At 69.9% G+C, this 20,134-nt stretch carries 19 protein-coding genes and 1 pseudogene; 10 read left to right on the plus strand and 10 right to left on the minus strand.

The genetic code is table 11. The features are described from left to right. Nucleotide 1 precedes the first annotated feature (1 nt). The 3 genes from ACQ86G_RS20390 to ACQ86G_RS20400 all read right to left on the minus strand — a co-directional run bounded on the left by ACQ86G_RS20390 (nt 2) and on the right by ACQ86G_RS20400 (nt 5,192). The gene (locus ACQ86G_RS20390; protein WP_431257028.1) at nt 2–3,211 is read right to left on the minus strand and encodes a two-component regulator propeller domain-containing protein; all 3,210 of its coding nucleotides are present in this window, start codon (nt 3,209–3,211) and stop codon (nt 2–4) included. A gap of 119 nt (nt 3,212–3,330) precedes the next feature. Then, the gene (locus tag ACQ86G_RS20395; RefSeq protein WP_431257029.1) at nt 3,331–4,743 is read right to left on the minus strand and encodes an FAD-binding oxidoreductase; all 1,413 of its coding nucleotides are present in this window, start codon (nt 4,741–4,743) and stop codon (nt 3,331–3,333) included. Further along, a complete protein-coding gene (locus ACQ86G_RS20400) occupies nt 4,740–5,192 on the minus strand; it encodes a DUF2069 domain-containing protein (protein WP_431257030.1) in 453 nt (150 codons plus the stop codon). The genes ACQ86G_RS20395 and ACQ86G_RS20400 overlap by 4 nt, the downstream gene beginning before the upstream one ends. Nucleotides 5,193–5,238: 46 nt before the next feature. On the opposite strand from ACQ86G_RS20400, the gene ACQ86G_RS20405 reads away from it, so the two are divergent. Further along, complete coding sequence (locus ACQ86G_RS20405; protein WP_431257031.1) at nt 5,239–6,546, plus strand: YihY family inner membrane protein; 1,308 nt, start codon at nt 5,239–5,241, stop codon at nt 6,544–6,546. Here ACQ86G_RS20405 and ACQ86G_RS20410 read toward each other — a convergent pair. Both ACQ86G_RS20410 and ACQ86G_RS20415 read right to left on the minus strand, forming a co-directional pair. Further along, on the minus strand, nt 6,530–6,745 hold the full coding sequence (locus ACQ86G_RS20410; protein ID WP_431257032.1) for a hypothetical protein: 216 nt from the start codon (nt 6,743–6,745) through the stop codon (nt 6,530–6,532). The two genes, ACQ86G_RS20405 and ACQ86G_RS20410, sit on opposite strands and share 17 nt — an antisense overlap. Nucleotides 6,746–6,969: 224 nt before the next feature. After that, a complete protein-coding gene (locus tag ACQ86G_RS20415) occupies nt 6,970–7,548 on the minus strand; it encodes a helix-turn-helix domain-containing protein (RefSeq protein WP_431257033.1) in 579 nt (192 codons plus the stop codon). Between the two features lie 186 nt (nt 7,549–7,734). Here ACQ86G_RS20415 and kbl point away from each other — a divergent pair, with 186 nt between their 5' ends. The 3 genes and pseudogenes from kbl to ACQ86G_RS20430 all read left to right on the plus strand — a co-directional run bounded on the left by kbl (nt 7,735) and on the right by ACQ86G_RS20430 (nt 10,713). Further along, the gene (kbl, locus tag ACQ86G_RS20420) at nt 7,735–8,952 is read left to right on the plus strand and encodes a glycine C-acetyltransferase (protein WP_431257034.1); all 1,218 of its coding nucleotides are present in this window, start codon (nt 7,735–7,737) and stop codon (nt 8,950–8,952) included. A gap of 49 nt (nt 8,953–9,001) precedes the next feature. Further along, nucleotides 9,002–9,965 (plus strand): annotated as a pseudogene (locus tag ACQ86G_RS20425) (NAD-dependent epimerase/dehydratase family protein). Between the two features lie 64 nt (nt 9,966–10,029). Beyond that, a complete protein-coding gene (locus ACQ86G_RS20430) occupies nt 10,030–10,713 on the plus strand; it encodes a hypothetical protein (protein ID WP_431257035.1) in 684 nt (227 codons plus the stop codon). A gap of 12 nt (nt 10,714–10,725) precedes the next feature. Here the strand turns inward: ACQ86G_RS20430 and ACQ86G_RS20435 are convergent, their stop codons facing one another. Next, nucleotides 10,726–11,646 (minus strand): LysR family transcriptional regulator, encoded by a 921-nt coding sequence (locus ACQ86G_RS20435; protein WP_431257036.1) that lies wholly within the window; start codon nt 11,644–11,646, stop codon nt 10,726–10,728. 105 nt (nt 11,647–11,751) lie between these two features. Between ACQ86G_RS20435 and ACQ86G_RS20440 the strand changes: the two genes are divergently transcribed. Together ACQ86G_RS20440 and ACQ86G_RS20445 are read left to right on the plus strand one after the other, a co-directional pair. Further along, complete coding sequence (locus tag ACQ86G_RS20440) at nt 11,752–12,684, plus strand: NADP-dependent oxidoreductase (protein WP_431257037.1); 933 nt, start codon at nt 11,752–11,754, stop codon at nt 12,682–12,684. A gap of 82 nt (nt 12,685–12,766) precedes the next feature. Next, on the plus strand, nt 12,767–13,636 hold the full coding sequence (locus tag ACQ86G_RS20445; protein ID WP_431257038.1) for an SDR family oxidoreductase: 870 nt from the start codon (nt 12,767–12,769) through the stop codon (nt 13,634–13,636). Nucleotides 13,637–13,675: 39 nt separating this feature from the next. Here ACQ86G_RS20445 and ACQ86G_RS20450 read toward each other — a convergent pair whose 3' ends face one another. The 3 genes from ACQ86G_RS20450 to ACQ86G_RS20460 all read right to left on the minus strand — a co-directional run bounded on the left by ACQ86G_RS20450 (nt 13,676) and on the right by ACQ86G_RS20460 (nt 16,295). Beyond that, the gene (locus ACQ86G_RS20450; RefSeq protein ID WP_431257039.1) at nt 13,676–14,035 is read right to left on the minus strand and encodes an Mpo1-like protein; all 360 of its coding nucleotides are present in this window, start codon (nt 14,033–14,035) and stop codon (nt 13,676–13,678) included. 119 nt (nt 14,036–14,154) lie between these two features. After that, nucleotides 14,155–14,985, minus strand: a complete 831-nt coding sequence (locus ACQ86G_RS20455; RefSeq protein WP_431257040.1) for an alpha/beta fold hydrolase — start codon at nt 14,983–14,985, stop codon at nt 14,155–14,157. Beyond that, complete coding sequence (locus ACQ86G_RS20460; RefSeq protein WP_431257041.1) at nt 14,982–16,295, minus strand: O-acetylhomoserine aminocarboxypropyltransferase; 1,314 nt, start codon at nt 16,293–16,295, stop codon at nt 14,982–14,984. Before ACQ86G_RS20460 ends, ACQ86G_RS20455 begins: the two co-directional genes overlap by 4 nt. Nucleotides 16,296–16,384: 89 nt before the next feature. On the opposite strand from ACQ86G_RS20460, the gene ACQ86G_RS20465 reads away from it, so the two are divergent. Beyond that, a complete protein-coding gene (locus ACQ86G_RS20465; RefSeq protein ID WP_088404153.1) occupies nt 16,385–16,840 on the plus strand; it encodes a CBS domain-containing protein in 456 nt (151 codons plus the stop codon). 80 nt (nt 16,841–16,920) lie between these two features. On the opposite strand, the gene ACQ86G_RS20470 is transcribed toward ACQ86G_RS20465, so the two are convergent. Next, on the minus strand, nt 16,921–17,262 hold the full coding sequence (locus tag ACQ86G_RS20470) for a PRC-barrel domain-containing protein (protein WP_088404154.1): 342 nt from the start codon (nt 17,260–17,262) through the stop codon (nt 16,921–16,923). Nucleotides 17,263–17,427: 165 nt separating this feature from the next. Between ACQ86G_RS20470 and ACQ86G_RS20475 the strand changes: the two genes are divergently transcribed. From ACQ86G_RS20475 to ACQ86G_RS20485, 3 genes are all read left to right on the plus strand, one after another. Beyond that, nucleotides 17,428–18,342 (plus strand): YihY/virulence factor BrkB family protein, encoded by a 915-nt coding sequence (locus tag ACQ86G_RS20475; RefSeq protein WP_431257042.1) that lies wholly within the window; start codon nt 17,428–17,430, stop codon nt 18,340–18,342. A gap of 87 nt (nt 18,343–18,429) precedes the next feature. Then, nucleotides 18,430–19,491: a glycosyltransferase family 9 protein gene (locus ACQ86G_RS20480; RefSeq protein WP_431257043.1), complete on the plus strand. Its 1,062-nt coding sequence runs from the start codon at nt 18,430–18,432 to the stop codon at nt 19,489–19,491. Nucleotides 19,492–19,745: 254 nt separating this feature from the next. Further along, a complete protein-coding gene (locus ACQ86G_RS20485) occupies nt 19,746–20,093 on the plus strand; it encodes a hypothetical protein (RefSeq protein ID WP_431257044.1) in 348 nt (115 codons plus the stop codon). Nucleotides 20,094–20,134 lie beyond the last annotated feature (41 nt).

The following is a 20,134-nucleotide window of genomic DNA, read 5'->3' on the forward strand; positions in this document are numbered from 1 at the left end:
ATCAGCCTCGCCGAAGGCGGCGCCACCAGCCGCTTCCGGGTGTGTGGGGCGTGTTGCCGCCCGATAGGTCGTAGGCCTGCGCGGCCGGCGCGCGCAGCTCGACCTCCGTGCCTACACCGGCGTGGGAGGTGAGGCGGTAGCCGATGCCCGCAAGTTCCGCGCGCTCGCGCATGCCGGACAGTCCCCAATGGCCGGGCCGGCCGCCGCGGTCCTTCACCTCGTCGGGGACACCGACGCCGTCGTCGCGTACGAAAAGCGCGAAGGCGTCGTCGCCGTAGCTGAGCGTCACCTCGATGCGCGCGGCCTGGGCGTGCTGGAACGCGTTGAAGATCGCTTCGCGCGCGATGAGGCAGATCGACGCCGACAGCGCCGGCGCCAACGGTCGGCGCGTGCCTTCCACCGTCAGGGTGAAGGCCGCGCCGTGCGTGTGCGACAGCTCGCGTCCCAGGCCCTCCAGCGTGTGCTCGAGCAGCTTGCTGTCGGGCGGCGGCAGCCGCAGGTCGGTGACGCGGTCCCGGCCTTCGACGAGCAGCGCATCGGCATCGGTCAGCACGCGCTCCATCGCGGCGCGTTCAGTGCCGGGCAGCCGGCGGGCGATGGCCTCGAAGCGCAGGATCAAGCCGTAGACGCCCTGCAGCAGCGTGTCGTGCAGGTCGCGGGCGATGCGTTCGCGTTCCTGCACGCGCGCGGCGAGGCGCTCCTGTTCATGCAGCCGGCGCTGGCGGGCGCGCAGCGCGGCCAGCGCGGCCAGCGTCGCGAGGCCCACCAGCACCGCGGCCGCGCGGAACCAGCCGGTCTGCGTCAGGGTCGGCGCGATCTCGAAGCGCAGCACGGCCGGTGTCGTGCTCCACGGGCCGCCGTCCTGCGAAGCCTCGACCTGGAAGTCGTAGATCCCTGGGCCGAGGTTGGTATAGAACGCACGACGGCGCGTGCCTGCGTCCTGCCAGGCCCGGTCCTGCCCGATCAGCCGGTAGCGGAAACGCGTGCGCTCCGGCTGGGCCAGGCTGATCGCGGTGTAGGCGATCTCCAGGTCGCGCGTGCCCGGCGGCAGACGCCGTTGATCGCCGTCCCCGCCGCCCTCGCTGCCGGCGGCGCTGCCGTTCCGGACAGGGTCGCCGCTGGCGCGGCTGGCGGGTCCGGCGCCCGGCGTCGGCTCGCCATGCACGAACAGACCTTGGACATCGACCGGAGGGGCGGCGGTCTCTCCCTTGGGCAGCCGCTTCGGATCGATGCGGACGACGCCGTTGCTCAGCGAGAACCAGAGCATGCCGTCCGGCGTGCGTGCGGCCGTGCGCAGCGGCCAGGACTGCTCGGCCCGGCCCGAGAGGCCGTCGATCAGATCGAAACGCCGCCCCGACGGACGTGGCGCGTCCTGGCCTGCAGCCGCCAGCGCGCGGCGGACCTCGTCGGCGGTGAGCCGCGTGATGCCGTTCGCGCCGTTGAGCCATAGCTCGCCGTCGGGTGTCTCGACGATGCCGGAGACGCCGTCCAGCGCGTCGGGATCCGCCAGGCGCAACATCGGCATACCAGGCGCGGACGCGAGCTGGACGCCACGTTCCCCACCGATCCACAACCGGTCGCCCTGTCGCGCGATGACCTTGATCGCGCCGATCTTCAGGCCCTCCGCGGGCGTCAGGGCGACGGTCCGATCGCCTTCCTGGCGCAGCAGCGTGCCGTCGTCGTAGCCGAGCCAGACCCGGCCGCGCGCATCGGTGCCGATGGCATCGGGGCCCTTGTACGGAAAGCGTCCGGTGCCCGACAGACGCGTCACCCGGCCCTCCGCATACCGCATCAGGCCGTAGCGATGACCGTTGAACCAGACCGCCCCTTCGGCGTCCTCGGCGATCTCGAAGACCGCGGCCATCCAGGGCAGACCGTCGGGCGTCGGCAACTGGACGAAGCGGGGGCCGTCCTGTCGCCACAGGCCGGTGCGTCCGCCGACCCAGAGCCGGCCCTGCCGGTCGGTGAAGACGCTGGTGAAGCTCTCCATCCCCGGATCGGTGGGCACGGGCTCGGGGGTGGCGCGGCCCGGCGCGAAGCGCTGCACGACCCCTCCCGATGCGATCCAGAGGTTGCCGCGCTCGTCGGCGGACATCGCGATGCTGGCGCTGCGGTCGGGCAAGTCGATGCGGTCGACGGCGGCACCGCGGAAGCGGTCGAGCCCGCCGTTCGTGCCGACCCAGATCGCGCCGTCGCGGTCCTGGAAGATGCGCGTGACCAGCTCGCCGGACAGGCCCTTGTCGGTGCCGAGGAATTGATGGCTGGCCGCCGCCGCGGCGGGCGTGCCGGAGACGTCGATCCGGTTGAGTCCGTCGCGGGCGCCGTACCAGAGCAGGCCTTGGCGATCGAACGCCGGCATGAAGAAGCTCTTGGCGACCGGATAAAGGGGCGTCGCCGAAGAGGCGGCCGGCTCGCCCGGCAGCGGCAGCCGGGACAGGCCGCGGACTGTCGGCGACATGTCGTTGGCCCAGACCCGGCCGTCGGCGCCGACGACGAGCTGGGTGAGGCCCAGCGCAGGGGCCTCGGTCGCGACGAAGCGGGCGCTGCCGGCGGCCTTCACGAACACGGTGCGGTCGGTGACGACCCAGAGGTTGTCGCTGCCATCGACCGCGATCTTGAGCGCGAGCGGCGCGTGGCCGGCGCCGTCGTCATAGCCGGACTCGGGACCGATCGCGATCCAGGTGTCGCCCTGGCGCCTGAGCAGCGAGCGGCCGGTGGCGACCCACAGCGTGCCGTCGCGTTGGGTCGCGAAGCCGCGGGTCGATGTCGCGAAGTGGCCGCCGGCGGGATCGACATGCAGGATCCGTCCCTGGCGCACCAGCGCGGCCCCGCCTTCGAGCAGGCCCACCCACAGGCCGTTGTCCTTCGTCGCGTGCAGTGACAGCACTTGGCGGCTCGGCAGCTGCGCGCCGGCCAGCGTGTCGAAGCGCTCGAAGCGCACGCCGTCGAAGCGGAAGAGCCCGGCGCCGGTCCCCAGCCACAGGTAACCGTCGGTGGTCTGCGCGATCGCCATCACCGGACCCGCGAGGCCGTCCTTGAGCGTCCAGGTCGTGTGCTGCAGATGTGCGAGCGGCTGCTCGGAGGGCGTCGACGATTGCGCGTGTGCGAGCGATGCCGTGAGCGATGCGGTGAGCGTGGCGGCCAGTACGAGGGCGGACGCTCGACGTCGGATCGAGCGCGGCGGTCGCGGTGGGGGCGGAGGAAGAATCATCGGGAACTTGCTGGCGCGGAAGCGCGCGGATTGTGCCTGCCGGGCAAGCACGAATCGTGCAAGTCGAGGTGGGGACTCTGTCTGAACGGAAGAGCCTGGGTTGCCTGCAGACGCGGTGCTCAGACCACGCGGCCCGGATTGAGCAGCCCGCGCGGGTCCAGCGCCTGCTTGATCTGCCGCATCAGCTGCATCGCCACGGGGCTCTTGCGCTGCGCGAGTTCCTCGCGCTTGAGCTGTCCGATGCCGTGCTCGGCGGAGATGGAGCCGCCGTGCGCCGTGACCTGGTCGTAGACGACCTCGTTGACCTCGGCCTCATGCTCGCGCAGGAAGTCCGCAGCCGCGACGCCTTCCGGTGCCTGCAGGTTGTAGTGCAGGTTGCCGTCGCCCAGATGGCCGAAGTCCACCAGCCGCGAGCCGGGAAAACGCTCCCCCAGCAGCGCGTCGCAGCGCTCGACGAAGTCCGGGATGCGCGACACCGGCAGCGCGATGTCGTGCTTGATGTTCAGGCCTTCCTCGCTCTGCGCCAGCGGGATGGACTCGCGCAGGTGCCACATCGCCTGGCTCTGCGACAGGCTCTCCGCCACCGCCGCGTCGTCGATCGCGCCGCGCTCCAGCGCGTCCTCGAGCAGGCCTTCGAACTGCGTGCGGGCGTGTTCCTCGCCCTCGCTGTCCGACAGCTCCAGCAGCACCGTCCACGGACGCGGGCCCAGCGGTTGCGGCAACTGCGGGAAGTGCTTGCGGACCAGGCCCAGCGACAGCGCGTTCATGACCTCGAAGCCGGTCAGCGCCGCGCCGCAGCGCGATCGTGCCAGGTCCAGCAGCGCGACCGCGTCTCGCAGCGTGTCGCAGGCGGCCAGCGCCGTCATCCGCGCGCGCGGCAGCGGATGCAGCTTCAGTGTCGCCGCGGTGATCACGCCCAGCGTGCCCTCGGAGCCGATGAACAGGTCGCGCAGGTCGTAGCCGGTGTTGTCCTTGCGCAGCCCGGACAGCCCGTCCCAGACCGTGCCGTCGGCGGTCACCACCTCCAGGCCCAGGCACAGCTCACGCGCATTGCCGTAGCGCAGCACCTGGGTGCCGCCGGCGTTCGTCGCGAGGTTGCCGCCGATCGTGCAGCTGCCCTCGGCCGCGAGGCTCAGCGGGAACAGCCAGCCCGCCTCGCGCGCCGCCTGCTGCACGGTCTGCAGCACGCAGCCGGCTTCGACGGTCATCGTCAAGTTGGAAGGATCGATCTGGCGCACGCGATTGAGCCGCTGCAGGCTCAGCAGCAGTTGCGTGCCCGAGTCGTCCGGGACGCCGCCACCGACCAGCCCCGTGTTGCCGCCTTGCGGCACCAGCGGCACGCCGTGCTCGCGAGCGAGCGTCACGACCGTGGCGACCTGCGCCGTATCGGCCGGCCGGACCACGGCCAGCGCGCGGCCGACGTAGCGCTTGCGCCAGTCGCGCTCGAAGCCGGACAGGTCGTGCTCGGCGGGCAGCAGCACATGCGCGTCGCCCAGCGCAGCGCGCAGGGCCTCGATCAGGGCGGCGCTCATCCGGCGTCCTTCGAAGACCCGACCTGCGTCGCTTCGGCATCAGCCCGCCGCGCTTCGGCCAGCCGCTGCCGGATCTGCGCGGCGCAGGCGACGAAGATCGTCAACGACAGCACCACCTCGACCCACGCGAGCGCCATGCCGAACCCGCCTTCGGACGTGCCGCGCACCAGTCCTTCGGTCATGTAGAGCCAGATCATCAGGCTGACCCAGCGGTAGGTGTACATGCGGTAGCGCCACAGGCCGGGCAGCGGCAGCAGCAAGGGCAGGGCCTTGATCGCGAGCGTGCCGCGCCCGGTCGGCGCGAGCCAGAGTTCCCAGGCCAGACACACGACGGCCAGCGCCAGCGTGGCGAAGAACGCGATCTGCCGGCTGCCGCGCTCGCGCGCGGTGGGCGCCGAGCGTGACGTCGGGGCGGTCGAGGAGGTCGGGCTGCGGGGCGCGGAACTCATCGAAGGGGCGGCGTCGAGGCTTGACATGGCTGGCATCATAGCCAGCATGATCAGTGAAGTTCAGGCGCAGACGCAGAGCTGGCGCGAGGGAATCCGGGAGCTCGGACGTGAGCTGTTGACCTGGCCGTATGCGCGCACGCTGCGCCTGTTCGTGCAGCGTTTCCGCGAGGAACGCCTGGGCCTGACGGCCGGCAGCCTCACCTTCACGACGCTGATCTCGCTGGTACCGCTGCTGACCGTCGCGCTGGCGCTGTTCACCGCGTTCCCGATGTTCTCCAGCTTCCAGTCCGCGTTGGAGAAGTACTTCCTCAAGTCGCTGATCCCCGACAACATCGCGCGGCCGGTGCTGATGTCGCTGACGCAGTTCGCGGCCAAGGCGAACCGGCTCGGCGTGGTCGGCCTGATCGTGCTGGCCGTGACGGCCCTGTCGCTGATGCTGACGATCGACCGCACGCTCAACCAGATCTGGCGCGTGCAGCGGCCGCGGCCGATCGCGCAACGCGTGCTGGTGTACTGGGCGGCGCTGACCTTGGGCCCGCTGCTGCTGGGCGGCAGCCTGACGGTCACCAGCCTGCTGGTCTCGGCCGGACGCGACCTCGTCGACAACCTGCCGCGCGGCGTGGTGGTGCTGCTCAACAGCGTGGACCTGCTGGTGCTCTGGGCCGCGATCGCCGGGCTCTTCCACTACGTGCCCAACACCGACGTGCGCTGGCGCCACGCCCTGACCGGCGCGGCCTTCGTCGCCGTGGCCTTCCACCTGGCCAAGCTCGCGCTGGCCTGGTACGTGAAACAGGTGCCGACCTACTCGACGCTCTACGGCGCGTTCGCGGCGGTCCCGATCTTCCTGATCTGGATCTACGTCGGCTGGTCGATCGTGCTGCTCGGCGCGATCCTGGCGGCCAACGCGCCGGCGCTGGCCGGCGGCGTCAGCGTGCGGGCCAACAAGCCCGGCATGCAGATGGCGCTGGCGCTGGACGTGATCCGTGAGCTCGACGCCTCTCGCACCGGCGGCGAATCGGGGTTGTCGATGATCGGCCTGTCGCAGCGGATGTCGGTCGACCCGCTGCAGCTGGAGCCCGTGATCCAGCATCTGCAGAAGCTGGACTGGCTCGGGCGTCTGGAAGAGGAGGGCGCGCAGCGCCTGGTGCTGCTGTGCGACCCCGCATCGACGATCGCCGAGCCCCTCATCCGGGCGCTGCTGGCGGACCGTCAGCCGGGGCTGTCGGACCTTTGGGAGCGGGCGGGCTGGGAACAGACGACCGTCGGCGCGCTGATCGGACGCGCGGCGCCCGTCGTGCCCGCGATGTCGTCGATCGCGAGCGTCGCGACCCCGGCCGCTACCGCAGCCACGTGACGGCCACGCCGCCGATCACGGCCAGCAGCGCGGCCACCGAATAGATCGCGCGCCGATACGGCGGCTTGGGCCGCGTCGCGCCGGTGGGTTTCATGCCGTACTTGGGGGTCGCGCCGAGCGGCAGCGCCGCCTTGTCGATCAGGGGCGGCGCGGTGCTCGCGCGCTCTTTGTTCGGCCACGCGCAGACGCGCGGATCCATCCAGCAACTGGAGCTGCTTCGCCTGGGTTTCGGTGTCGATCGTGGCCGGCTGGGTCGGGGTAGGGATGTGGGGGTGCTTGTCTGAAAACGAGCGTTGCTGCATGTGGACTGCCTTGACTACGCTCCCTCGCCTCCGCGAATGCGGCCCATTGTCACGACCTCGTCGTGCGGGTCAAGTAACAGGAGGTAGGGGCGGGCGAGGGGAAAGCCGCGGGCGCGGTCATTCAAGCGTGAAGCACGACGAGCAGCGCCGTCGCCGCCTTCTTCGACAGGTTGCGGATCGCATGCGCGCCGTCGACCGCGTAGCGCGCCGTCTCGCCGGTCTTGACCATCTGCTGGCTGCCGCCGGCCGTCACCTCGAGTTCGCCGCCGAGCACGCTCAGGTGCTCGCGCGAGCCGGGCTCATGGGCCGCCGATTCGAGCGCGCCGCCTGGCTGGACGGTCAGTTCGTACCACTCGAAGTTGCCGGCCAGGTCGATGGGGCCGAGGATGCGCAGCCGGCACAGGCCGTCGGGACTCGACAACGCCGGCGTGCCGTGTGAAGCGACGACCTCGATCGGCGGGGCCGCGGGTCTTTCGCCGCCCAGCAATTCCGACAGCTCCACCCGCAGCGCATTGGCCAGCCGCCACACCACGGCCACCGTCGGATTGGCCTGGTTGCGCTCGATCTGCGACAGCATCGACTTGGACACGCCCGCTCTTCGCGACAGTTCGTCCAGCGACAGGCCCTGCGATTGCCGCAAGGCCTGCAGGGTCGCACCGACGCGCGGGGGTTCCAGTTTTTCGGCAGGCGTGGCGGACATCGGCGGCGGCAGGTGAGGGGAGAGGTTCGGAGAAATCGGGGAGTTCGGGTAGGGTTCCAGGCAGCGCCGATGCCTTGACCGGTCGCGGAGCTTCCTTGATACTGCACGGATGTTCGATATAACGAACACGTTCGATTTAACGGATTGTGCCGCAGGAGCACCGCATGACCAACATCGTCCCCCTCCATGGCTGCGTCCACGGCCCCGTCCACCGACGACTTCTATCGCCACCTGCAGAACGAGCTGCAAGGCATCCGCGACGCCGGCCTCTACAAGAGCGAGCGCATCATCACGGGTCCGCAGGGCGCGATCGTGAAGACGAACGACGGCCGCGAGGTGCTCAACCTGTGCGCCAACAACTACCTGGGCCTGTCCTCGCATCCGAAGGTGGTGGAAGCCGCCCACGAGGCGCTGCGCACGCACGGCTACGGCCTGTCCTCGGTGCGCTTCATCTGCGGCACGCAGGACATCCACAAGGAACTCGAGCAGCGCCTGGCGCGTTTCCTCGGCACCGAGGACACGATCCTGTACGCGGCCGCCTTCGACGCCAACGGCGGGCTGTTCGAGCCGCTGCTGGGCGAGCAGGACGCGATCATCAGCGACGAGCTGAACCACGCGTCCATCATCGACGGCATCCGCCTGTGCAAGGCCAAGCGCTTCCGCTACAAGCACAACGACATGACCGACCTGGAAGCGCAGCTGACGGCGGCGCGTGCCGCCGGCGCGCGCCACGTCATGGTCTTCACCGACGGCGTGTTCTCGATGGACGGCACGATCGCGCAGCTCGACAGGATCCGCGAGATCACCAACCGCTTCGGCGCGCTGCTCGCGATCGACGAGTGCCACGCCAGCGGCTTCATGGGCAAGACCGGCCGCGGCACGCACGAGTACCGCGGCGTGTTCGGCAAGGTCGACATCATCACCGGCACGCTGGGCAAGGCGTTGGGCGGCGCCTCGGGCGGCTTCACGACCGGCCGCAAGGAGGTGATCGAGCTGCTGCGCCAGCGCTCGCGTCCCTACCTGTTCTCCAACACGGTGGCGCCCAGCATCGTCGGCGCCTCGATCGCCGTGCTGGACCTGCTGGAAGGCAGCACCGCGCTGCGCGACAAGCTCGAGACCAACACGACCTACTTCCGCGAGGCGATCCAGCAGGCCGGCTTCCAGATCAAGCCGGGCACGCATCCGATCGTGCCGGTGATGCTGTTCGACGCGGTCAAGGCGCAGCAGCTGAGCGCGCGCCTGCTGGAGCTGGGCGTCTACGCGGTCGGCTTCTTCTATCCGGTGGTGCCGAAGGAACAGGCCAGAGTGAGAGTGCAGATCTCCGCCGTGCATGAGCGCGAGCATCTGGAGAAGGCGGTCGCCGCCTTCGCGCAGGCCGGCCGCGAGCTGGGCCTGGTGAAGTAAGAGGCATTGCAAGAAGCCGCCTGAAGAGCAGACTGAAAAGTAGATCCCCATGACGAAGATCCTGTTGATCGGCGCGAACGGCCAGATCGGTTCCGAACTGGCGGTGGAGCTCGCGAAGCGCCACGGCAACGCCAACGTGATCACCAGCGACGTGGCGCCGCAAGGCCGCGTGCCGCAGCTGACGCACGAGATGCTGGACGTGACCGACGCGGCCGCGCTGGCGGCGGTGGTCAAGCGCCACGGCATCACGCAGATCTACCACCTGGCGGCGGCGCTGTCGGCCACCGGCGAGAAGCATCCGATGTGGGCCTGGGATCTGAACATGAAGGGCCTGCTCAACGTGCTGGAGCTGGCGCGCACGGTGAAACTGGAGCGCGTGTTCTGGCCCAGCTCGATCGCGGCCTTCGGTCCGCAGACGCCCAAGCGCGACACGCCGCAGACGACGGCGATGGACCCGTCGACGATCTACGGCATCTCCAAGCTGGCCGGCGAGGGCTGGTGCCGCTGGTACCACGCCAACCACGGCGTGGACGTGCGCAGCCTGCGCTACCCGGGCCTGATCAGCTGGAAGACGCCCCCGGGCGGCGGCACGACCGACTATGCGGTCGAGATCTTCCACGAGGCGCTCAAGCACGGTCGCTACACCTGCTTCCTGAAGGAAGACCAGGCGCTGCCGATGATGTACATGCCCGACGCGCTGCGTGCGACGCTGGAGCTGATGGAAGCGCCGGCGGAGCAGATCACCGAGTGGGGCAGCTACAACCTGGCGGGCGTGAGCTTCACGCCGGAGCAGATCGCCGCGTCGATCCGCCGCCGCATCGCGGGCTTCACGATCGACTACGCGCCGGACTTCCGCCAGAACATCGCGGCGAGCTGGCCGCAGTCGATCGACGACCTCGGTCGCGCAGCGCGACTGGGGCTGGAAGCTCGGCTATGACCTCGACGCGATGGCGGACGACATGCTCGCCTCGTTGAAGGCACAGGCGGAGCAGACTGCATCCACGCAGGGCTGAGCTGGGCCGTCATGCCGGCGAGGACGTAGAGTTCGGGCTGGTTCCTTCAGCCCTGCCTACCCACGTGTCCCGACTCGCCACCGAATTCCAACGTCTCTACGCCGCCGGTCCTGAGGGATCGGTGCGTGCGCTCGTGCTCGACGTCGGGCGTCCCTCGGACTGGGAACTGCCAGGCGCCGTCTGGCGCGGCGTTCAGCTCGACCTGTCGCTGCCCGCGCCGGGCATCGCCATCGCGGGGGAGAACAGCTATCAACTGTGGTTCTCGCTGCAGCAAGGCTGCTCGCCGGAGGAGGCGAGGGCATTCGTCGACGGATTGACGGCGCGCTACCTGAGCGGCGTCGCTGCGCCGCGCGTCCGCTGCCTGACGGAGCCCCCGGCGGTGCCGGCCGAGGTCAAGGAAGGCCAATGGTCCGCCTTCGTCGCCCCGGACCTGGCCCCGGTGTTCGTCGAGGCGACCTGGCTCGACATCCCGCCCGGTGTCGAAGGGCAGGCGGATCTGCTGAAGACACTGAGGAGCATCACGCCCCAGGAGTGGCGGGCGGCGATCGAACTGCTCGCGCCCGTTGAGACGCAAGACCTGACACCTGCGCTCGCGCCCTCATCAGACGGCGCGTCGGCAGCCAACGCCTATGCGCCGGCCACCGGCTTCAACGACCCGCGTGCGTTCCTGCTGCAGGTGATGAACGATGCGACGGTGCCGATGGCGCTGAGGATCGAGGCGGCGAAGGCGTTGTTGCCGAACACCTGATCGACCACGTCCTCACCCGGCCAGCGTCAGCACCCCGTCCGGGTACCTGGCGCCCATGAACTCCACGAAGGCCTTGACCTTCGGACTCGCGAGGCGGCGCGAGGTGTGCAGCACCCACAGGTCGACTTCCTTGCCGGGCACGGCACCCCATTGCACGAGTTCGCCACGCGTCAGCTGGCTCCAGACGATGGACTGAGGCAGTAGCGCGACCCCGGCGCCTGCGATCGTGGCGTCCCGCACCATCAGCATCGAGGACAGGCGCAGCACGGGACGCGGCACGAGTGTCAGACCGCCGTCGAGTTCCCAGACATCGCCTTCCCGCGTGGTCGTGACCACCGCCGGAATGTCCATCGCCGCGGGCTTCACCGAAGACTTGCCCGAGGTCGCTGTCCTGGAGGCCGGTCTGCCTGTGGCCGGCATCGCGAACGACGGCGCGGCCACCACCACCAGCCGGTCCTTCGCGAAGCAGCGCCCCACGAGCGTGGAGTCCATGCGCGGGTTCGGCCGGATCGCGACGTCGAAACGCTCATCGACGAGGTTCACCACCCGGTCCTCCCCGACGACCTCGATGGTCACACCGGGGTGCAGCGTCCGGAACTCCGCGCACAGACGGCCCATCGCCAACTGCGAGAACAGCAGCGGCGCCGCGACGCGAAGCTGCCCGCGAACCTGACCGGCGCCTTCGACCGCGGACGCAAAGGCGTCGGCCACCTCGTTCATCGGACCTTCCGTCCGGCTGAGCAGGGCCTGACCCGCCTCCGTCAGCTCGAGCCCCTTGGCGCTGCGCTCGATGAGGCGCACGCCGAGCTGCTCCTCCAGATCCGCGACACGCCGCGACAAGGTCGCCTTCGATCGTCGGCCGGCGCGGCTGGCCCGGCCGAAGCCGCCATGCGTCGCCACCAGGTTGAAGTCGGCCAATGCGTTCAGATCCATGTGTTCCACCATTGAGACGGTCTGTATGGATTTTGGCGTCTGTGTTTATTGAATGCAACGGCTTATCGTTCATCCATCGCAACCACCGATGGAAAGCACTGAACCATGACCACCATCCAAGCCCTGACCCTGAACACCTACGGCGGCGCCGATGCCGCCACGCACTCGACGATCGCCGCGCCCGTCGCGCAAGCCGGCCAGGTCCTGGTGCGCGTGCGTGCCGCCGGCCTCAATGCCCTGGACTGGAAGGTCCGCGAGGGTTATGTCCGCGACGCCTTCCCGATCGCCTTGCCCGCAGTGCTGGGCATCGAGCTGGCGGGCGTCGTGGAAGCGGTCGGACCGGGCGCCTCGCGCTTCCAGGTCGGCGACCGCGTGATGGGGCCGCTCGGCGGTCTCGGCGCCTACGCGGAACTGGTGGCGGTGAACGAGGCCCACCTCGCCCCGACGCCCGAATCGCTGGATGACCTGACCGCCGCGTCCCTGCCCGTCGCCGCGCTCGCGGCCTGGCAGAGCCTCCACTTCGCCGGCCCGGTCTGGCCCGCCCAGCGGGTGCTGATCCACGGCGCGGCCGGTGGCCTCGGGGCTTTCGCGGTCCAGTTCGCCAAGCGCGCCGGCGCCCATGTCATCGCAACCGCCTCCGGCGACGACCTCGAGACGGTCCGCGCGCTCGGCGCCGACCAGGTCATCGACTACCGCGCGCAGCGCTTCGAGTCCGAGGTCCGCGACATCGATCTGGTCCTCGACTACGTCGGCGGCGAGGTGCTCGACCGCACGTGGCAGGTCTTGTCCCGCACCGGCGTCGTCGTCGGCACCTCGTCGCCCGGGATCCTCGCCAGCACGCCGTCCGGCCTGCGCGGCCTCTGGTTCGTGATGAAGCCCGACGGCGCGTTGCTGGCGCAGCTGGCGAAGCAGGTCGCCGACGGCGAACTGCAGGCGCGCGTCGGCGAGGTGATTCCCTTCGACGAACTGCCCGCCGCCATCGAGCGTCATCGCCTCGGCGGGATCCACGGCAAGGCCGTCGTCGATTTCAGCTCCTGAATGCGCCGGGCGCGCGATTCCTTTCGACTTCCCCGTTCCCCTCGTTCCCTTCCGTTCCCACCCACCTACCCAGGAGATTTCCATGAGCATCCTCGTTACCGGCGCTTCCGGCGCCATCGGTTCCCTCGTCGTCCAAGGCCTGGCGCGTCAAGGCGCTCCGGTGAAGGCGCTGGTCCGCCAAACAGGCAAGGCGACCCTGCCCGCAGGCGTCACCGAGGTCGTCGCCGACATGACCGACATCCCGTCGATGCGCAGCGCGCTGTCGGGCGTGCGCACGCTGTTCCTGCTCAACGCCGTCACGCCGGACGAAGTGACGCAGGGCCTGCAGACGCTGAGCCTGGCGCGCGAGGCCGGCATCGAGCGCATCGTCTATCTCTCGGTGATCCATGCCGACGAGTTCACCGACGTGCCGCACTTCACCGGCAAGCACACGATCGAACGGATGATCGAGCGCCTCGACCTGCCCGTGACGGTACTGCGCCCGGTGTACTTCATGCAGAACGACCAGCAGGTGAAGTCGGTGATCGAGGGCTACGGCGTCTACCCGATGCCCATCGGCGACGCGGGCGTGTCGATGATCGACACGCGTGACCTGGCGGACGTGGCCGTGGTGGAACTGCTGCGGCGGGACGCCGCGTCCGGACCGCTGCCGCGCGAGGTGCTCGACGTCGTCGGTCCCGACGCGCTGTCGGGAACGTCGGCGGCCGAGACCTGGAGCCGCGTGCTGCAGCGGGAGATCCGCTACGGCGGCGACGACTTGGCGGCCTTCGAAGCCCAACTGGCGCAGGCGATGCCGTCGTGGATGGCCTACGACATGAGATTGATGATGGCCCGCATCCAGCAGCAGGGGATGAAGCCGGCCGCCGGCACGGTCCAGCGGCTGGAGGCCTTGCTCGGTCGACCGCTGCGGCGCTATGAGGACCTGGTCAAGGAGCTGGTCGGCGCGCGGTAAGCATTCGGCGGGCGCCGTGCCTGGAGGAAGACCGGTTCGTCAGAACCGGATCTTCCCCGTCCAGATGTCCTTGTACATGACCCAATCGCCCATGAAGCTGTAGAGCGGGCGCTTGAACGAGGCCGGCCTGTTCTTCTCGAAGCCGAAGTGCCCGACCCACGCGAACGCATAGCCGCACAGCAGGCCGACCAGCAGGAAGCTCCAGGTCTGCGTGACCAGTGCATACGCCAGGCACAGCAGCCCCAGCGTCGAGCCGACGAAGTGCAGCCGCCGGCAGGTCCGGTTGCGGTGCTCGCCGAGGTAGAACGGATAGAACTCGGCGAAGCTCCGCATGGCCTTCACGCGGTCGGCGCCTGCGTCCGATCCCTCGGGCGCGTGGGGCAGGGGGCTGGTGCTCATGTGGCTCTCCTGGCGGTCTGCTGGCGGTCGGCTGGCGGTCTGCTGGGTCTGCTGGGTCTGCTGGGTCTGCGGGCGCGGCCCTCGCGGGACCGTCTGCCGGGGGGCTCACCGGACGGCGCTCAGCCGAGCGCCGCCTTCAGTGCATTCAACATCGCCTCCGGCGCCTCGGTCATCAGTGAATGTCCGGCCGGCAGGGTCTGCACGCGAGCACCGAGCATCTCCACCAACTGCTTCGCGGCTTTCGGCGGCGTCATCGCGTCCTTCGCGCCGAGGATCATCTCAGTCCGGAGGCCCGCGGCGGTCACCTTCGCGACAGCCTCCGGCGCGCCCTGGTAGCGATCGCAGACCAGGAAGTCGTGCTCGAAGAGGTTGCCATGCGGGTCGTAGCCGTCCTGCATGCGCGCCATCAGCGCCAGGTTGCCGCCGTGCATCCAGGCGCCCGGGCCGGGATACGAGGGCTTGCCGGCCGTCGTCGAATGCGAGAACGCATTGACCATCGCCATCGCCGCCCGCGGCCGTTCGCGCGAGGTGCTCAGCAGCACCTCCGAGACCTTCATCGGCCACGCGGTCCCGACCATCACCAGCCGCGACACCCGCGCCGGACGTCGCGCCGCGGCTTCGAGTCCGATCAGCGATCCCATCGAGTGGCCGACCAGCGACACCGCGCCGTCCGCCGTCACGCCGGCGGCGTCGAGCAGGGCGTTGATCCAGTCGCCGAGCGTCTCCACGTCGCCCAGCGCGGGTCCGTCGCTGCGGCCGTGCCCCGGCAGATCGACCGCCAGCACGCTGCGCCCGTGATGGGCGAAGTGGCGCGCCAGCAGCGTCCACACGCTGTGGTCGTGCAGGGCGCCGTGGATGAACACCACGCAGGGCAAGGCCGCGTCGAAGCGCCTGCCGCCGGTGTAGACGTAGGCCGGGCGGCCTTGAACCTGGAGCTTGCGTGTACTCATTTCGACGCCACCTTCAATGCGGACTTCAGATCGGCGATCAGGTCGTCGGGGTCCTCCAGGCCGATCGACAACCGGATCGTCCCCGCACCGATGCCCGACGCCGCGAGCGCCGCGTCGTCCATCCGGAAATGCGTCGTCGACGCCGGATGGATCACCAGCGAGCGCGCATCGCCCACGTTCGCGAGGTGCGAGAACAGCCGCAGCGATTCGATGAAGCGCCGGCCCGGCTCGCGACCGCCCGTCAGGTCGAAGCTGAACACCGCGCCGCTGCCCCTGGGCAGCAGCCGCTGCGCCAGCGCGTGGTCGCGATGCGAGGCCAGCCCCGGATAGTTCACGCGCTCGACGATGTCCTGCGCTTCCAGGAACTCCGCGATCTTCTGCGCGTTGCTCACGTGGCGCTGCATCCGCAGCGGCAGGGTCTCGATGCCCTGCAGGATCAGCCACGCGGTGTGCGGGCTCATGCAGGCGCCGAAGTCGCGCAGGCCCTCGCGACGGGCGCGCAGCAGGAAGGCGCCGACCGTGCTCTCCTCGGCGAACACCATGCCGTGGAAGCCGTCGTACGGTTCGCACAGCTCCGAGAAGCGGCGGCGTTCCCCGCTGGCCGCATGCGCGCGGTCCCAGTCGAAGCGGCCGCCGTCCACCAGCAGTCCGCCGACGACGGTCCCGTGTCCGCACAGGAACTTGGTGGCCGAGTGGTAGACGAGGTCCGCCCCCAGCGCGATCGGCTGCTGCAGGTACGGCGTCGCGAAGGTCGCGTCGACCAGCAGCGGCCGATGCGCCTCATGCGCGATCTGCGCGATCGACGGGATGTCCAGCACGTCCAGGCCGGGATTGCCGAGGCTCTCTCCGAGCAGCAGCCTGGTCTGCGGCCGGATCGCCGCGCGCCAGCCGTCGAGGTCGCCCGGACGCACGAAAGTCGTCTCGATGCCGAAGCGCTTGAGCGTGTAGTGCAGCAGGTTGTGCGAACCGCCGTACAGCGCGCTCGACGCCACGATGTGGTCGCCGGCCGCCGCGATCGTCGCGATCGCGAGGTGCAGCGCGGCCTGCCCGCTGGCGGTGGCCAGGCCGCCGATGCCGCCGTCCAGCGCGGCGATGCGTTCCTCCAGCACGGCGGTCGTCGGGTTCGACAGCCGCGAGTACACGTGGCCGCTGCGCTCCATGTTGAACAGGCCGGCGGCCTGCTCGGCGCTCTCGAACACGAACGAGGTCGTCAGATGCAGCGGCACGGCGCGCGCGCCGGTGGTGGGATCGGGCGCGGCCCCGGCATGTAGCGCCAAGGTATCAAAGCCCGGGTCGGATGGACCTGACATGGGTGTCTCCTGCTTGTTATGGTGTCCAGTCGTGTCTGGCGCCGGGCATTGTGTGCTATGTTGCCAGCCAAGCTTTTTCTCATGCGGCCATGAAAGTCTCCGACATCCTGCGCGTCAAGGGCAGCACGCTCTTCACCGTTTCCCCCGACACCCCGCTGGCCCAGGCCGCCGAGACCATGGCCGAGCGCGACATCGGGTCGCTGGTGGTGATGGAGTTCGGCGATCTGGTGGGCATGCTGACCTTCCGCGAGGTCATCCAGGCCGTGGTCGGCAACGGCGGCAGCGTCGGGACCCGGCTGGTGCGCAGCGTCATGGACGACGCGCCGCTGACCTGCACGCCGGAGACCGAGATCGACGAGGTCCGCCGCATGATGCTGGGCCGTCACGCGCGCTACATGCCGGTCCTGAACGGCCGGCAGCTGATGGGCGTGATCTCGTTCTACGACGTCGCCAAGACGGTGGTCGATGCGCAGGACTTCGAGAACCGCATGCTCAAGGCCTACATCCGCGACTGGCCGGCCGAAGACGGCGCGAACGCCGCCTGACGTCCCGATCGACGCCCAAGAAAAAACGCCCCGATCTACCGGGGCGTTCTTCATTGCAGGTTTGATTCAGACGGGCGTCGTCACATCCAGGCCACGCCGTAATAGTCGTAGACCTTGCGGCCGTACTCGTCGGAGTATTCGGGACGGTCGGTCTGCGCGTAGCGCGGCGCCTTCTCGAGCTGGTCCTCGCGCAGCGGCACGACGTAGCCGTCCAGGCTGGTGTCGTACTTCAGCATGTTCCACGGGATCGGATACCGGTCGGTACCGATGCCCATGAAGCCGCCGAACTCGAGCGCCGCATAACGGACCAGGCCCGAGCGCTTGTCGATGACGAGGTTGTCGATCGAGCCCAGCTTGTCGCCGTTGCCGTTGTAGACCTTGGTGCCTTCGACGCGGTCGGAAGCGATGGTGGTGCTGGCCATGAGGGTCTCCTGGTGGTTGGGATAGGAGGTTCAAGGCAATCGCCGTGCCGCCGCCGACGTCCCGCCGTCGACGTCCGGCCCGAGCGGGAATTTCCCTTGCCTCGACAAAGGAAATCCCGTCGCCCTCGACGATCCCTATCGCCGCTCCCGCCGCGGCCGCACCGCATGCCCAAACTGCCCCACGCCGTCCAGGAAGCCATCGACATCGTCAGCGAGGCCGCGCAGGGCTGGAGCGACGACAACGCCCCCAGCATGGGTGCGGCGCTGGCGTACTACACGCTGTTCTCGATCGCGCCGCTGCTGCTGATCGTCATCAGCGTGGCCGGCCTGGTGTTCGGCGAACAGGCCGCGCGCGGCGAGGTGATGGAGCAGCTCTCCGGCCTGCTCGGCACCGACGGCGCGATGGCGGTCGAGGACCTGCTCAAGCGCGTGAACCGGCCGGAGGAGGGCGGCTGGGCCGCCGCGATCGGCACCATCGTGCTGCTGGTGGGCGCGACCTCGGTGTTCGCCGAACTGCAGAACTCGCTCAACCGCATCTGGAAGGCGCCGATCGCGCGCAGCGGCCCGGTGTGGCAGGGCCTGGTGACGCTGCTGCGCAAGCGGCTGCTGTCGCTGGGACTCATCCTCGGCCTGGGCTTCCTGTCGATGATCTCGATGGTCGCCAGCGCCGCCCTCGCGGCGATCAGCAAATGGTGGACGCCCTGGCTGGGCACCGAGTTCGTCCTGCTCGCCCAGATCCTCAACGGCACGCTGGCCTATGGCTTGATCACCGTGATGTTCGCCGTCATCTACAAGTGGGTCCCCGACGTCCCCGTGCGCTGGCGCGACGTCTGGGTCGGCGCGCTCATCACCTCCGCGCTCTTCAGCCTGGGCAAGACGCTGATCGGGCTCTACATCGGTCGCAGCGGCGTCAGCTCCGCCTACGGCGCGGCGGCCTCGCTGGTCGTCATGATGCTGTGGGTCTACTACTCGACGCAGGTCTTCCTGATGGGCGCCGAACTCAGCTGGGCCTTCGCCAAGCGCCACAGCCTGCGGGAGGAGGCGGCCACGACCGCCGTGCACACCTTGCAGGGCCGCTGACACCATCCTGGTGCGAGCGTCCGATCACCCGCAAAGCCGCGCCGATCCTGGCGTTGCGTCCGGCATGCCGCTTGCCGCGTCGGCCCCATGATCGCGACATCCCTCGAGCAGCGCGCGCGCCCGCCCGGTCCCCCGGAGTTGGGCGAGGCCGCGGCATTCGCCATCGACGGCCCCTTGCCGGTCGACGGGCAGGCGCTGGCCGAGGAGCGCCATCGGCGCTGGTGCAACGTGCGCCGCGTCCTGCTGGTACGGCTGGACGGCCTGGCGGGCGTGCTGGCCTCGACGGCCTCCTTCGCGGCGGTGCACGAGACGATGCCGTGGACGCAGTCGACACTGCTGGCCGCCCCCGAGGCGCTGGCGTTGCGCCCGCATCTGCAGGCCGTGGACGACGTCATCACCTTCAACGCGCCGTGGACCGCCGACGGCGCCGCCGCGCTGGACGCGGAGCCGCCGACCATGCGCGGCGACGCCGAGATGCACCTGATGCGCCGGCTGCGCCGCAGTCATTTCGACGCGGCCGTGCTGTTCTCGCCGTCCACCCAGAGCGCGCTGCCGGCGGCCCTGCTGTGCCGCATGGCGGGCATCCCGCTGACGCTCGCCCATGTGCGCGAACCGGCGCACGGGCTGCTCAGCGACGAGCTGGTGGACGACGACGCCATCCACGACGACACCCGCCGCCAGCTGGCGCTGGTCGCCCATGTGGGCATGCACACGGCGGACGAACGGCCGCGCCTGCGGCTGCTGCCCAAGGACAGCCACCACATGCGGAACGCCTTGCAGCAAGCGGGCCTGGGCTTCGGTCAGCGCTACGTGCTGGTGTGTCCGGGCGGTGGCGGTGCGCGTCATTGCCCGCCGGCCGCCTTCGCGGCGGCGGCGGAGGTGCTGCTCGACGCCTGGGCCGACGACACCGCCGTCGTGCTGTGCGCGACCCCCGGCGAGGAGGCGGCGCTGGCGGAACTGCGTGCCGCGATGCCGTCGCGGGGGCAGGTCTTGCCCCCCGTCGCATCGATCGGCGAGCTGGCCGCCCTGGCCGCCGGCGCCCGCGTGGTCGTGGCCACCGACGATCTGCCGCTGACCATCGCGGCGGCGGCCCGCGTTCCGGCGGTCCTGCCGGGCGACGCCCTGCGCCGCGACGTGAACCTCGTCTGATCCGTCGTCGTCTTCGTCGCCGCCGCTCTCGTCGTCCTCAACAACGGGAAGGCATCCCGCGCTGCGCCGCGGCCTGTCGACAAGCCGGCCCGACGCCAGTCCGCGACGTCCCTCGAACCTGTACGAAATCGTCACCGAACGTGTACCCGGGCATGGTGCTTGCCTCTCCTGCGAGCCGCGCGTGGACGCTCGGCAAACGCGCCGGTCGGACGGATGTCCGGCCGCGCTCCCGTTTCCATCACAGGAGGTTTTTCATGCACCTACAAAAGCTCGCCTGGGCGATGCCGCTGATGTTGGCCGCGACCGTGGCCCACGCGGAAAGCTCCGGCAGTTTCCTGGAGGGTGCCAGGCTCGCGACGCTGGTCCGACCGGAGGCCGCGGCCCCGGCGAACGGCCCGGCCCACCAGACGCCCGCCGGCGTCCGGCCCGCCTCCCAGGGCCAGACGCCGACGTCGACCCCTGCCACGTCGCCGAGCCCGTCCTCCGTCATCGATGCCGACATCGAGCCTTCCGGCGCGTCGTTCGAGATCCGCAACTTCCTCACCCTGGTCGTCGCACTGGCCTTGGTGGGATGGGTCCAGCGCCGCCGTCGGGATGCCTGACGCCGACGTCCCTCGTGGCGGTCCCGTCAACCGCCTGCCGG

This window comes from Roseateles chitinivorans (assembly GCF_050632145.1).
Lineage (GTDB): Bacteria > Pseudomonadota > Gammaproteobacteria > Burkholderiales > Burkholderiaceae_C > Roseateles > Roseateles chitinivorans_B.

Excerpts from the sequence above, each read along its gene's own strand:
- ACQ86G_RS20440 (WP_431257037.1), top strand. The coding sequence starts at position 11,752 with ATGACCACCATCCAAGCCCTGACCCTGAACACCTACGGCGGCGCCGAT.
- ACQ86G_RS20405 (WP_431257031.1), top strand. The coding sequence starts at position 5,239 with ATGATCAGTGAAGTTCAGGCGCAGACGCAGAGCTGGCGCGAGGGAATC.
- ACQ86G_RS20470 (WP_088404154.1), bottom strand. The coding sequence starts at position 17,262 with ATGGCCAGCACCACCATCGCTTCCGACCGCGTCGAAGGCACCAAGGTC.
- ACQ86G_RS20390 (WP_431257028.1), bottom strand. The coding sequence starts at position 3,211 with ATGATTCTTCCTCCGCCCCCACCGCGACCGCCGCGCTCGATCCGACGT.
- ACQ86G_RS20475 (WP_431257042.1), top strand. The coding sequence starts at position 17,428 with ATGCCCAAACTGCCCCACGCCGTCCAGGAAGCCATCGACATCGTCAGC.
- ACQ86G_RS20400 (WP_431257030.1), bottom strand. The coding sequence starts at position 5,192 with ATGAGTTCCGCGCCCCGCAGCCCGACCTCCTCGACCGCCCCGACGTCA.
- ACQ86G_RS20455 (WP_431257040.1), bottom strand. The coding sequence starts at position 14,985 with ATGAGTACACGCAAGCTCCAGGTTCAAGGCCGCCCGGCCTACGTCTAC.
- ACQ86G_RS20485 (WP_431257044.1), top strand. The coding sequence starts at position 19,746 with ATGCACCTACAAAAGCTCGCCTGGGCGATGCCGCTGATGTTGGCCGCG.
- ACQ86G_RS20435 (WP_431257036.1), bottom strand. The coding sequence starts at position 11,646 with ATGGATCTGAACGCATTGGCCGACTTCAACCTGGTGGCGACGCATGGC.
- ACQ86G_RS20460 (WP_431257041.1), bottom strand. The coding sequence starts at position 16,295 with ATGTCAGGTCCATCCGACCCGGGCTTTGATACCTTGGCGCTACATGCC.
- ACQ86G_RS20445 (WP_431257038.1), top strand. The coding sequence starts at position 12,767 with ATGAGCATCCTCGTTACCGGCGCTTCCGGCGCCATCGGTTCCCTCGTC.
- kbl (WP_431257034.1), top strand. The coding sequence starts at position 7,735 with ATGGCTGCGTCCACGGCCCCGTCCACCGACGACTTCTATCGCCACCTG.
- ACQ86G_RS20450 (WP_431257039.1), bottom strand. The coding sequence starts at position 14,035 with ATGAGCACCAGCCCCCTGCCCCACGCGCCCGAGGGATCGGACGCAGGC.
- ACQ86G_RS20480 (WP_431257043.1), top strand. The coding sequence starts at position 18,430 with ATGATCGCGACATCCCTCGAGCAGCGCGCGCGCCCGCCCGGTCCCCCG.
- ACQ86G_RS20410 (WP_431257032.1), bottom strand. The coding sequence starts at position 6,745 with ATGGATCCGCGCGTCTGCGCGTGGCCGAACAAAGAGCGCGCGAGCACC.
- ACQ86G_RS20395 (WP_431257029.1), bottom strand. The coding sequence starts at position 4,743 with ATGAGCGCCGCCCTGATCGAGGCCCTGCGCGCTGCGCTGGGCGACGCG.
- ACQ86G_RS20465 (WP_088404153.1), top strand. The coding sequence starts at position 16,385 with ATGAAAGTCTCCGACATCCTGCGCGTCAAGGGCAGCACGCTCTTCACC.
- ACQ86G_RS20415 (WP_431257033.1), bottom strand. The coding sequence starts at position 7,548 with ATGTCCGCCACGCCTGCCGAAAAACTGGAACCCCCGCGCGTCGGTGCG.